General features: G+C 53.7%; 10 protein-coding genes and 1 pseudogene. 2 read left to right on the forward strand and 9 right to left on the reverse strand.

Annotated elements, in window-relative coordinates; genetic code table 11:
* Nucleotide 1: 1 nt before the first annotated feature.
* The 3 genes from BN3277_RS19195 to fabF form a co-directional block, all read right to left on the reverse strand.
* Complete coding sequence (locus BN3277_RS19195; protein ID WP_059047325.1) at nucleotides 2-1,204, reverse strand: VanZ family protein; 1,203 nt, start codon at nucleotides 1,202-1,204, stop codon at nucleotides 2-4.
* 177 nt (nucleotides 1,205-1,381) lie between these two features.
* Entirely contained in the window at nucleotides 1,382-2,497 is a 1,116-nt protein-coding gene (locus BN3277_RS19200) for a DUF4349 domain-containing protein (RefSeq protein WP_059045505.1), read from the reverse strand.
* Nucleotides 2,498-2,678: 181 nt separating this feature from the next.
* The gene (gene fabF, locus BN3277_RS19205) at nucleotides 2,679-3,917 is read right to left on the reverse strand and encodes a beta-ketoacyl-ACP synthase II (protein WP_059045506.1); all 1,239 of its coding nucleotides are present in this window, start codon (nucleotides 3,915-3,917) and stop codon (nucleotides 2,679-2,681) included.
* Nucleotides 3,918-4,107: 190 nt separating this feature from the next.
* Between fabF and BN3277_RS19210 the strand changes: the two are divergent.
* Nucleotides 4,108-5,025: pseudogene (locus BN3277_RS19210) on the forward strand (helix-turn-helix transcriptional regulator).
* Nucleotides 5,026-5,116: 91 nt separating this feature from the next.
* Nucleotides 5,117-6,106: an iron-hydroxamate ABC transporter substrate-binding protein gene (locus BN3277_RS19215; protein WP_059045507.1), complete on the forward strand. Its 990-nt coding sequence runs from the start codon at nucleotides 5,117-5,119 to the stop codon at nucleotides 6,104-6,106.
* Between the two features lie 71 nt (nucleotides 6,107-6,177).
* On the opposite strand, the gene BN3277_RS19220 is transcribed toward BN3277_RS19215, so the two are convergent.
* The 6 genes from BN3277_RS19220 to BN3277_RS19245 form a co-directional block, all read right to left on the reverse strand.
* On the reverse strand, nucleotides 6,178-8,976 hold the full coding sequence (locus BN3277_RS19220; protein ID WP_059045508.1) for a glycoside hydrolase family 3 C-terminal domain-containing protein: 2,799 nt from the start codon (nucleotides 8,974-8,976) through the stop codon (nucleotides 6,178-6,180).
* A gap of 123 nt (nucleotides 8,977-9,099) precedes the next feature.
* Nucleotides 9,100-9,414 (reverse strand): hypothetical protein, encoded by a 315-nt coding sequence (locus tag BN3277_RS19225; protein ID WP_059045509.1) that lies wholly within the window; start codon nucleotides 9,412-9,414, stop codon nucleotides 9,100-9,102.
* 35 nt (nucleotides 9,415-9,449) lie between these two features.
* Nucleotides 9,450-10,076: an NUDIX hydrolase gene (locus BN3277_RS19230; protein WP_059045510.1), complete on the reverse strand. Its 627-nt coding sequence runs from the start codon at nucleotides 10,074-10,076 to the stop codon at nucleotides 9,450-9,452.
* 30 nt (nucleotides 10,077-10,106) lie between these two features.
* Nucleotides 10,107-10,898 carry a lipid II flippase Amj family protein gene (locus BN3277_RS19235; protein WP_089153378.1) on the reverse strand — a complete coding sequence of 264 codons (792 nt, stop codon included), beginning with the start codon at nucleotides 10,896-10,898 and terminating at the stop codon, nucleotides 10,107-10,109.
* 33 nt (nucleotides 10,899-10,931) lie between these two features.
* Nucleotides 10,932-11,447 carry a GNAT family N-acetyltransferase gene (locus BN3277_RS19240; protein WP_059047329.1) on the reverse strand — a complete coding sequence of 172 codons (516 nt, stop codon included), beginning with the start codon at nucleotides 11,445-11,447 and terminating at the stop codon, nucleotides 10,932-10,934.
* 146 nt (nucleotides 11,448-11,593) lie between these two features.
* Nucleotides 11,594-12,214 (reverse strand): class I SAM-dependent methyltransferase, encoded by a 621-nt coding sequence (locus BN3277_RS19245; protein ID WP_059047331.1) that lies wholly within the window; start codon nucleotides 12,212-12,214, stop codon nucleotides 11,594-11,596.
* Nucleotides 12,215-12,249 lie beyond the last annotated feature (35 nt).

Genomic DNA, 12,249 nt, shown 5'->3' on the forward strand with positions numbered 1-12,249 from the left:
GTTAGTGGGATCCGACCTGTGCCCTCTTCTCCCCATCGGGTTCTTTCAACATGATGGCATGCCCAGTGCGGCTGATTTTTTCATAGAAAAGCAAGGGCTCTTTCCGGAAGAAACGCTTCGCAACATGGATAAAGAAGACCCCATTTACAACGAGAACCATCAAGGCCAACAGCACGCGGAACAAGCTTGGCATGCCCGCTGGCGGGAAGGCCAGCAGACGATTGAGGCCAAACACTCCCCAATAGAGCAGCCCATAACGGACGATCAGGGGGAGCAGTCCCGCGGACTGCCGCTCGCCTTTGGTGGACAAATATCGATGCACGGCTGCCGCCAGCTCGCCCCTTGGCTCTCGTTGTTTACCTTCGTCTGCGGGGAGCCCAATCAGTTGGATCCGGACCAGCCATTTTCCGGGCGTTTTACCGCCGGTCAAGTAAGGGATCAACATGAAATACACCCCGGTGGATACGAAGTAAGCTTCCTTAATACCTAAACGGTAAATGACGGTCATTAAGGCGCCCCATAACAAGTAGTCGAAAAACAACGCCAGTCCGCGCCGGGTATACGTCACTCGTTTGGTGGACAGGTCCACGCCCTGGTCCAGATGCTCGATTCGCGGTAAGTATCGGGAGAGCCACACGGCCAACAGGAAACCGATCATCCCGCCCAGCGTATTCGTCATCAGATCATCAACGTCAAAAATGCGGTACGGATGATCATAGAATCCATAGATTCCGGTCAACTGCGTCACTTCGATAAACAAGGACAGCAGGAACGACAGGATCAGGCTCATGACGGGACCGGAACGGAAGTAATACCGAATCAGCATCCCAAACGGCACGGTTAAAACAACGTTAAACACGACCTGCAAAAATGCCCGCTCTTTAAGGACCCGCCAGTAGGTCGACGGTTCTCCCGGAACGATCGCCGTTTCCTTCACAATATCCTGGATAAAATGAAACGGTATCAGCTGCATCGCCCCGCCGCTTAGCGGCAGATTGTGCCGACTGGCGGGCAGCGGCAGCATCACGAGAAAGATCGCGTTCATCAAGTACAGCAGGAATAGGTACAGCACAAAGGCGCGCACTTTGTTCACATACCCGTGCCGCCGGTATTGTACGACCAGAAATGGCATCGTAAACAGCAGCGCTGCGAACGGAAACGCCGCAAACGCATACTTAATGGGAAAGAGGTAGTTTTGTAACATCATCGGTCAACCCTTTCAATCTCGGGGTGTTTGGTTCATTTATCTTAACATAGAACGGAATACATCCCGTTTAAGTTTAGTTTAAGATTAGGGAATGTTTTCCCATGAATCCTCAGGCAAAAAAAACACAAGCCCTAACGGATTTCCCAAGGGCTTGTGTTTTTTTTCGTTCTGAACTTAGTTTTCTTCCGAAGCGTCGCCGCGATCCTCCTGTGTATTCGATTGCGGCGTTGAGATGTTGTCCGTTGTTCCCGGCAACGACGCCTGCCCTGCCTGAAGCTGCGCCCGGCGGCGCTCCCGCTCCGCCCGGTTCTTCCGGCGCGTGATCCAGATCGGGATCACGATGAGGGCGGCGATGACCAGCAAAGGCAACGCCCCGGCTGCAAACACGACCAGCCACTGGAAGAACAGCGACAAGACGTCGATGCTGCCGGTGAGAGCGTTCTTCATCCGTTCCAGCAACGGTGTATCGCCGTTGGACGCTGCCGCGAGCTTCGACGCATCCGGCTGGTAAACGCGGATCTCGATCGTAGAGAACGATACATTGCTGTCAATGTATCGCATTCTCCCTTTGATCTGCTCAATCTCCGTTTGGATCCGTTCCAGCTCGTTCACAAACTCCACCAGTTGCTTGGTTTGGGTGGCTTCCTCGACGAATTTCAGATACCGCGCTTCCATGGCTTGCTTCACCTTCAAGCGGGACTGCAGATCTACGTACTCCTCCGAGACGTCCTGCCCTTGAATGCTCCGCTGCAACGACTCGGGCTTCAAGCCCTCCAGCCGATCCAGAAAGGAGGAGAAGCCGGTTGCCGGAACTTTAAGTACAAAGTTGCCGCCAAGCTCATGCTGCGACTGGTTTTCGGAAAATTCCACGATGTAGCCGCCCGCCAACGTCACCAGATTGCGAATTTCCGATTGCGCTTTGGCGTAATCCTTCACTTCCATCACGACGCTCGCCCGGTAGATCAGCTTGCTGTTAAGCCCGGTCTGCGTGGCAACTGGCTGGAAGGCTGGCGCCGTGTTCACCGCCGTACTGCCGTTACCGGCATCACCGGCCGACGCCGAATCTGCGCCGGAGCCGGCAGCTGGCGCGGCGGCCATATCGGCAGCCTCCTTCGCATTCGCTCCTCCATCCATGTCGCTTTCCGCCGTGCTGGCGATGCTGTTCGTAGTCTCGCTTGAGAAGGACGTGTTCGAGGCCGCTTCATTGCTTGCGCTCCCGCAGCCGCTAAGCAGCAGCAGAAGCAGCGCGATCAGACCCCAAATGACAACCTTTTTTCCCCTTTTTCCCATAGGTATGACCCCCTACTGTTTCAGGTTTTAAGACTCCCGCAAGATGCCAGCTTTGTTGGTTTGATATCTATAGGTTCACCTTGCAGTGTCTCTTACCTATCCTAACGCGGGCTAGGTACCAAATGTTGCCTGTCCCCAAATAAAAAAACCGTCCCGAATAGACGGGACAGTTCGAATGCACTTACTCCTCATATTTGCGAAGCACAATCACGGCGTTATGGCCGCCGAACCCAAACGAGTTGGACAACCCGATCGTAAGGTCAGCTTGGCGCGCCTGGTTCGGTACATAATCGAGATCGCATTCCGGATCCGGGTTCGCCAGATTGATCGTCGGCGGAATGATCCCCTCTTTCAGCGACTGTACCAGGGCGATCGCTTCCGCGCCGCCTGCCGCGCCAAACATATGGCCAATCATCGATTTGTTGGCCGTAATCGGAATGCGGTAGGCGTGTTCACCAAACGCCTTTTTGATCCCCTTCGTCTCCCCAAGGTCGCCAACCGGGGTACTGGTCGCATGGGCGCTGATCACATCCACCTGCTCCGGTGTAATCCCTGAGGAAGCAAGCGCCCGCTTCATCGCCTGGTAGGCGCCTAAGCCTTCGGGATGTGAGGCGACAACATGGTAGGCATCGGAACTTGCGCCGTAGCCGATCACTTCGCCGTGGATGCGAGCTCCCCGCCGCAGCGCGTGCGTCAGCGACTCGAGCACCACAATCCCCGCACCCTCGCCCATCACAAAGCCGTCGCGGTTAGCATCAAACGGCCGGCTGGCCTGCTCAGGGGAATCGTTCCGCTTCGACAGCGCGGTTGCATTCCCGAAGCTCGCCAGCGCGAGCGGATGCACGGCTGCTTCGGTCCCGCCGGCGATCATCACGTCGGCTTCCCCGCTGCGGATCAACCGGAACGCTTCGCCGATCGACGAATTGCCGATCGAGCAAGCCGTGACCGGTGACAGCGTTTCGCCCAGCGCACCAAAACGAATGCTGATCTGCGCGGCAGCCATGTTGGAGATCATCATCGGCACCAGACTAGGGCTCACTCGCCCCGGGCCGCGCTCCTCGAGGACCTTCACGTTGTCCGCCAGCGTCCCGATCCCGCCGATTCCTGAACCAACGTACACGCCAAACCGTTCGCGATCCAGCTGCTCCGGCACCAGTGCGGCATCTTGTATGGCCTGTTCGGCGGCAAACAGCGCGTATTGGCTGAACAAGTCCATCTTACGGGCTTCCTTCCGCCCAAATATCGCCTCACCGTCAAATCCACGCACTTGTCCTGCGATCTTGGTGCCGAACTCCGTAACATCAAATCGCTCAATCGGCGAAATGCCGGAACGCCCTTCTTTCAGCCCTTGCCAAAATGTATCTACATCATTGCCCAGCGGGGATAAAATCCCCATTCCGGTAATTACAACCCGTTCCATAAGTAAGCTTCCTCCTTCATCGATGGCACTTCGCTTCACAAGCGGCTTCCCACCTGTGGTTTCGGTAGATAAACTCGTTGCTGTTCTCTATTGTAGCCGCAAAGTATCCTATTACAAGTTTTTAGTTATCCTAGTATAATAGATAATACATTAAAGATCGGACTAAGACTCAGGAGGAGAACACCGGACAATGAGCATAGAACCCCGATTGGAAGCCCTATCCGAGTTTTTGAAGACACAGCGCGCCAAGCTGCATCCCCATACGGTGGGCTTGCCGGCCGGCGCCCGCCGGCGCACGCCCGGCCTCAAAGTAGATTATTAATAAAAAACAGTAATAAGAGAAAAAATGAAGAGCCGCCGGCGCACGCCCGGCCTGCGCCGCGAGGAGGTTGCCCAGCTTGCCGGGGTGAGCACGACCTGGTATACCTGGCTGGAGCAAGGCCGGGATATCAAGGTATCGGCCTCCGTTCTGGACGCGATTGCAGGCGCGCTGAGGCTCAACGCTGATGAGCGCAAGTACCTGTTTGACCTGGCGTCCGACAGCGGCTTTCACCCCGATTGGGTGGAAGAAAAGGAGCCGGTCATCAACCCTTCGCTCCATAAAATTTTGCAGGAACTAAAATATTGCCCAACGATCATCTCCGATCGCCATTGCCATATCGTGGGCTGGAATCCCGCCGCGGCTCAGGTGTTCGTGGACTTCGAGCAGATTCCCGAAGGGGAGCGCAACCTGATTTCCCTCCTCTTTGCTAAAAAAGAGCTGCGCAGCCTGGCCGTCAACTGGCCTGATTTTGTCAAAGGGTTTCTGGCGATCTTTCGCGCTTACTATGGACAATACGTCGCCGACCCTTGGTATTCGCAATTTATCGAGCGGATGTCGCGGCATTATCCGGACTTCCAGGAGTTATGGAACCAAAGCGAGGTCAGCGCCGCCCCGGAGGTGATGATTGAATTCCGCCACGCCAAAGCCGGCAAAATGCTGTTTAATTTAACCTCGCTTCAGGTGCAGGGCGATGCCGATTTGCGCTGCAGCATTTATACACCCATTGGAGGAACGGCAACCGAATCCAAGCTCAAGAAGCTGCTGGAAGAAACTTTTAAGGATTAGTATTGACAAACCGAGGGGAAATTCGTATTGTGATTCATAGTGATGATAGTGAGAATCATTATCATAAATAGGATGACAAGGAGAATCACGTATGAAGAAGCTGTTTATTCCCCTTATTTTAGCTTTTACCGTCTTGGCCGGCGCTTGCGGCAATGAAGCGGCACGGCAGGATCCTGCGGCCAATAACGCAGCCGCTGCCAACAACTCGGCGGAGAACGCCGCAAATGCGACAGGGGGAGACGATTCTACAGCTGCAGGAGCAGCTTCCGGTACGATAACCTACCCGTCGGAAACCGGGCCGATCGAAATCCCAGCCAATCCGAAGCGGATCGTAGCCCTCACGAACGCTCCGAACATCGTTGCCCTGAACGGTTCGCTGGTTGGCGTGGATACGTGGACGAAGAGTAACCCACTTTTTACTGAAAAATTAAAGGATGTCGAAGTCGTGTCGGAAGAGAATCCGGAGCAGATCTTCGCCCTGGAGCCCGACCTCATCATTGCTGGCTCGCACATGAAGAACCTCGATAAGTTGAGCGAAATCGCGCCAACGATCATTTATACCTGGGGCAAGCTGGACTATTTAGCCCAGCAGGTGGAAATCGGGAAGGTGCTGAACAAGGAAGCGGAAGCCCAAGCTTGGGTTGAGGATTTCACGATCCGCGCCAAAGCCGTCGGCGAAGAGATCAAAGCCAAAATCGGCAAGGACGCTACCGTCTCCGTATTCGAGTATGACACGAAGAATTTCTACGTCTTCGGGAACAACTGGGCCCGCGGTACGGAGCTGTTGTATCAGATGATGGAGCTGAACATGCCGGAAAAAGCGAAAAAAGACGCCTTAGGTCCCGGCTATTACACGTTGTCGAACGAAATCCTTCCTGAATATGCGGGTGACTACATCGTTCTGAGTCAGAATAAGGAAGCCCAAAACAATTTTCTACAATCCAATACGTGGAAAAATATCCCGGCCGTCAAAAACGGCCATGTGATCGAAATCGACACGGCCGCTTCTACCTACAGCGATCCGATCACACTGGAATATTTGCTGGGGATCTTTAAAGAAGGATTCCTCTCCTTACCTTAAGGAGCACTCGCAAAAATCAAAAGGGATGAGCCTCCGCTTTCGTGCGGTAGGGCTCATCCCTTTTTTGTAGATTAGATGAACTCGATCCAGTCGATCTCTAATCCCGGCTTGATAAAATCAAATTTCAGTTCATAGTTTCCTTCCTCCAGCTCGATCCGAAGCTGCTTCTGAGTAACCCATTTCCCCATCGTACCGTTCGTTTGTACCGTAGTCAGCAATTCGCCGTTCAGCAACAGATTGCAGGCCGACTGCGACAGGTTCATCGCTTCGTAGCGGATATGGGCGACGACGGTATAAACTCCGGCTTCCTGAACGCTCACTACCGCGGTTGGGGCATTCGCCAAAATCTTGGCGCTTTGCGAACCGGACAGCGTGTAGGTCTCCGTTCCCTCTCCAGTAACCGGTTGGCCACCAGGAACGGCCCGAATCGAACGCACCTCACCCGCCGGCTTCGGTTCACGGGCAAAGACCGGCGCATTCATTAAAAACCGGCAAATATTCATCGCGCATCGCTGCAATTCACCAACCGTCAAGGTGCCGGTGGCCAAGGCTTCCAGCGTATTATCCCCCAGCGAATTGATCTCCGCGCCATCGTTATTGACGACCATATACAAGTCGTTTTGCGCCCGCACCATAAAGGACGTGTTTTTCAGATCGGCTGGGCCGCCCTCTGCACAGTCGTTCATGACCGCCCACCAGTCCGTCATCACGATGCCCTGGTAGCCCCATTCGTTTCGCAGGATGGTCGTGTTCAGGTCATAGTTAGAAGCCGCCCAATGCCCGTTCACCGGGTTATAGGAGGTCATGATCGACGTGGCTTCCCCTTCCTTCACCGCCATTTCAAAACCTTTCAGGTAAATCTCGCGCAAAGCCCGCTCGGAGACGACCGCATCTACTTTCGAACGCGCCTGCTCCTGGTTGTTACCGGCAAAATGCTTCACCGTTGCGGAAGAGCCGCCTTTCTTGATGCCCCGCGTCATCGCCGCCGCAAAACAGCCGGTCAAATACGGGTCTTCAGAGAAATATTCGAAATTCCGCCCATTTAGCGGGTGCCGATGGATGTTGATCCCCGGGCCCAACAGGGTGTCGATTTCATTTTGCAATAGCTCTTGCCCTTCCAGCACGTACAACGACTCGACGAGGGCCACATCCCAGCTGGAAGCGAGCAGCGTGCCGATCGGCAGTTGGGTTGCCTTCAGACCGCTATCCATCCGGATGCCGGAAGGACCGTCAGCGGCACTAGCCACCGGAATTCCGTATTCCAGCAGGTTGTCCCCTACCCCGCCAAAGGCCGAAGCCGTTCCCGGCGTGACCTTCGGGCTGCTCATCCCTTCGCCCCGGACAAGCGTTGCCAAGTCCGCATCGCTGAGCTGGGCGACAAATTCCTCCAAGCTGGCTTTGCCAGCTTGAACATCCTTCAATTGGATGCCGCGGTTCCCTGTTTGTGGATAGGTTTCCGGCAGTCTGCTTTCGATGCGCTCTTTCAACGAAATTGTGCGCTGTGGCACGTCCTCGCGGGCAAGCTCATACGTCCCATCCGGCTTGCGGCTTCCCGGTTTCATCCGGGAGAAACGCTCCGTAGGTGCCGCCGCTTCCTCCAGATGTTCCACAACCACCAGTTCTGCAAGGGCGAAGGCGGCTTTCCCGTCCATCGCCACCCGCTCCGTATTGCGGATGCTGTTGCCGGCATGAAGCTCGTAATCGCCGGCTTCCAACACATAGCAAGATTTATTTCCCGTCACGCCGCCGTCGTCATAAGAGGCCATCCGCCGCACCGGAAGCTGCAGATTCAGTACCTCGGACTCCCCAGGCTGAAGCAGCTTCGTTTTCGCGAAAGCCCCCAGCGCCCGCACCGGTTTGCCCAGTAAGCCCTGCGGCGCTTCATAATACAGCTGAATAACTTCTTTTCCGGCGAAATCTGCTCCGGTATTCGTGACGGCGACTTCAACCTCCAGCCGGGCATCCGCGCCCGCACCTTCGAGCTTCACAGCCTGTACGTTCCAGGAGAAGGAGGTATAGGAAAGACCATAACCAAACGGAAATAGAACCTTCTCCGGGCAGAACGTTTCAAAGTAACGATAGCCAACATAAATATCTTCCTCATAGAGGTTGCGCACTTCGCTGCCAAAGTTGGCCGTAGAAGGATAGTCCTCGATGTGATAAGCGATCGTATCCGGCAGTTTGCCGCTTGGCGTAACGTCACCCGACAGCAGGTCGGCCACCGCATGACCGCCGATCATCCCGCCTTGCCATACGAACATCACCGCCCGAATCCGGCCTTGGTGGACTGGATCGTTAATCCAGCTCATGTCGATGACATTCGCAACGTTCATCAGTACAGCGACCTGTTCAAAATGTCGGGTGACGGTTTCTAGATTCAGCCGTTCCTGCTCCGTTAACCGGTAGCTGCCTTCGGTATCGGCATTATCCTTATCCTCACCGGCAGTTCGGCCGATGATGAACACCGCTTTGTCCGTTGCTTTTTTGGCTTCTGCCACAATTTCATCGGTAAGCGGCATTTCCTTCTGGCACCAAGGCTCGGCCGCCCAGCCGCCGCCGCCGTTGTCGAACGGGTTCTCGGCAATCCACTGCTCGTATTGGCCCGCCAACTGTTCATTGATGCGAATGCTCGGGTTGGCCCGCAGCCCGTCCAAAATGCTGACGACATAAGGGACGTTTACGGCGCCGCCAGATCCCGTACCACTTCGATAATAATCGATTTGGCATCTACCGAAAACGGATACAACTTCATGTTCTTGAATCGGAAGCATAGCGTTTTCATTTTTCAACAGAACGCCGCCTTCGGCTGCCGCGATTCTGCTGTATTCGGCGAAACCTTCCAAAGGAACGCCTAACATCGATTTGCTCATCTCTCTACTCTCTCCTATCCGTTAGTAGATCCCGATATGGGATATCTCATCGTAGTCCTAACTTCAACTATACCAAATCCAACGCTATGTTGGGTAGATTAACCTGATTTATGCTTGGAGAATTCAAGCGAAAAAACTCGCGTATACAACGATGCCGAGATAAGGAATCACCCATAGCAACGGCAGCAGATTCCACCACATCGCACGCTTGTAATTGCCCTTGGCGAAATAGGTCCAGCCCAGGATCAAAGCTAGCAGCAGTCCTCCGGGGTAAGCCTGGAGATACGTGAACAACCATCGCATCCCTGGGTGGACATCGCCGGAACCCTGAAAGAGATATGCGGAAATGCCAAGCACCACCAGCCATGCGTAAATGAACAGCAAATACACCAGCTGCGACGGGATCAAGAACAGCAATGCTTTGCGTTTGGATGACATGGGAATGACCTGCTTTCTTTAGCGGGATGGGTGTGCTAGTCAAGCCATACTTCGGAATCCTGACGCAAGTCAAACAACCGATCAATTTGCTTGGATGTATTCCGCTCAATGGATAACGGCGGCAATTCGTTCCGGCCGAAAAATCCAACCTCCAGCGTCTCCATTCCGGCTTCCGCTTGCCCCCCGGCAATCTCGCACAAAATAAACATTTTGTAAATATGGTAAGCCTCGGGAGGATGCTCGTGGAATTTCTTGTCCAAGACCGCCAGCAATCGCACAGGAACGACGGTGAGACCGGCCTCCTCCTTCACTTCCTTGACCGCGACTTCCTTCGGCGAAAGACCGATATCCGCCCAACCGCCGGGAAGCGCCCAGGCCCCGTCAATCCGCTCCCGGACAAGCAAAATCCGGTCATCGTGAAATACCACGCCGCGCACGTCAACCTTCGGGGTAGCGTACCCGGTATCGTTAGCAAACAGGGACCTTACTTTCTCCGTCTCAACCTCGGTATACCGGGACAAAATGTCCACGCTGAGCTCACGGAGCATCTCAAAACGCTCAAGATCATACATATCTTTGGAATAGGCCAGACCAGCCTGACTAATCGCCTGAATTTGTTTCGCCCATTCCAGCCATAACCGTTGCGGAATCGCGTCCGACATTCCTATCGCAACCTTTCGAGTCGAAGTGATCTAGATCCATTGCACCGCTGTCGCGATCAAATACGCGGCCGGCAGGATAATCACCTGTGCCGCAAGCGTCCCCACAAACCTCGCGCCCATCAATAGAATATAGATTTTCCCCAACTGCTGCCGGGATTCCTCCTGATGTAGCGCCCGTTCCGTAATCAGCCCGAGCTGCGGATCGATAAAGATCGTCAACAGGATGGTTGCCACGCCGTTAATGATGCCGGACGCCTGCGAAGCGGTGGTGCTCAGCTCCGGCACCAGATAAGCGGCATACAAGGAAGCCAACACCCCCACCGTATAGAAGGCGGTCACCGCGATATTCAACACGATGAAACGCTTCGGAACCCCCAGCAAACGGAAGGACCGCAGGCGCAAGCTTGGCTTGCGAAAATAATGCCTGACGTTTTTGAGCTGTGAGACCGTCACGCTGGTCACAAGCTTAGGCAGGGATCCCGCCACTTCCAGCTTGGCGATCACGCGTCCAAACAGGTTCACGCACGTAGGAAACAGAAACATCGCCAGCAGCGTTCCGACAGAACCGGCCAACAGCACGATCCGGAGCGTATCCATCACCTGAAAATCGGGATACTTCCTGGCATGATCGATAAAGGTGGCTGTCATCGGTGCCTGAAGCATATTTGCCGTTCTGGATACAAGCACGACGATCCCGGTCAGCGATAACGCAACCACGATTTTGTTCAACTTCACACCGGCATATCGGATCGAATACGATAAGGTCTCAGCTGCATGAATAATCATCGTTAGGATACATACAATTGCCAGATTGGTGGTCAATTTCTTCCCATCTCCAATGAGCTTCCCTTGGTTTTATTCCCCTGCTTCGATACGTTTTACATACTTGGCCATCATCGTTCGGTACTCGAACAGAACCTCTTCCTTGTCTTCGGTATACACAAACCCATTCGATTTATAAAAGAGCGTGCCGATGTCGTTCTCGCGCTCGCACCAGGCGTAAATTTCCTTAATCAAAGGGTTTTGGCGAATCAACTCGTTCAGCAATTGCTTGCCGATGCGCTTGCGCTGATGTTCCTTTAAGATATACAGTCGCGTCAACTCGCTGACACCATCATCCGGCTCCGACAATTGACCAAAACCAACGATCTCCCCTTCCCATTCCGCAACCAAAAACTTGCGGGACGTTTGCGCCTCATCCAACGTGATGCTTTGCTCCAGGCTGCTTTTCGCATAGGCGTGGGTCAAATACGTTGCGATGAAATGCTCCGGATAAATCGTTTCATACGTGCTGTTCCAGGTTTCCACAGCTACCTCGCGGATGCCTTCAATATCGTTCAGCCTTGCCGGACGGATCAGCAGTGAATCCATCAGCTTCAATCCTTTCTCTTTCTGAAATAACTGGACCCAGCTTTGGATATGGGCTATCTCCAGCCGGGTCGGATGTCGAAATCTTATATTAATGCCTGATTACAAATCTATGATACACTGTACTCAACGGGGAAAGCTACCCCCAATCATGAAATCGCTTTCTTTCTAACAATGTAATCAACGAAGCCTTGTCTGATGCGTTCCCCTTCAAAAATTCTTTCCAGTACCCTGTCTTCCTTGTATAAGATCTCCATATCACAAAGAAGCGCGTCCGGCTCCCCCGGCTCGTAATAAGAATGAATGACCGGCAGGTCATCATCAAATTGCTCATGCTCGTGATTCCCTACATCGGGGCCTTGGCCACACCGAAAATCCTGGGTAGTCAGAAAATTGACGAACATCAGTCCTCCCGGCATCAAAACGCGTTTTAACTCTTCGATCGATTGTTGGACCTCTTTTTTTCGCATATGAAAAATCGAATTGTATGAGTAAACGAATCCCATCGATTGGTCCGGATAGTCCAATTGGCGCATATCCCCCTGACGGATATTTAAGGTCTGTCTTTTTCGCCGGCCATAATCATTCGCAATTTCGCATTGCCCAGGGTCTACATCGATGCCGTAAGTGGTAAAGCCGTAAGCGCTAAACAGGCTTAAAGGAGGCATATCCCCGCCTGCTCCGCAATCGAGAATCCGCCTGGGGAGGTTCGTTTCCAGACCATAAGCCAAGAACCGGTACAATGGTATCTGCTTGAAGATTTCTTGCAAGGCCATCACGCTCCAATAGGTATGTAATTTGATTC

This window comes from Paenibacillus rubinfantis, assembly GCF_001486505.1.
Classification (GTDB): domain Bacteria; phylum Bacillota; class Bacilli; order Paenibacillales; family Paenibacillaceae; genus Fontibacillus; species Fontibacillus rubinfantis.

Bases quoted from the DNA above. Each gene is read 5' to 3' on its own strand.
- BN3277_RS19195 (WP_059047325.1), bottom strand. From the start codon at position 1,204: ATGTTACAAAACTACCTCTTTCCCATTAAGTATGCGTTTGCGGCGTTT.
- BN3277_RS19200 (WP_059045505.1), bottom strand. From the start codon at position 2,497: ATGGGAAAAAGGGGAAAAAAGGTTGTCATTTGGGGTCTGATCGCGCTG.
- fabF (WP_059045506.1), bottom strand. From the start codon at position 3,917: ATGGAACGGGTTGTAATTACCGGAATGGGGATTTTATCCCCGCTGGGC.
- BN3277_RS19215 (WP_059045507.1), top strand. From the start codon at position 5,117: ATGAAGAAGCTGTTTATTCCCCTTATTTTAGCTTTTACCGTCTTGGCC.
- BN3277_RS19220 (WP_059045508.1), bottom strand. From the start codon at position 8,976: ATGAGCAAATCGATGTTAGGCGTTCCTTTGGAAGGTTTCGCCGAATAC.
- BN3277_RS19225 (WP_059045509.1), bottom strand. From the start codon at position 9,414: ATGTCATCCAAACGCAAAGCATTGCTGTTCTTGATCCCGTCGCAGCTG.
- BN3277_RS19230 (WP_059045510.1), bottom strand. From the start codon at position 10,076: ATGTCGGACGCGATTCCGCAACGGTTATGGCTGGAATGGGCGAAACAA.
- BN3277_RS19240 (WP_059047329.1), bottom strand. From the start codon at position 11,447: ATGGATTCACTGCTGATCCGTCCGGCAAGGCTGAACGATATTGAAGGC.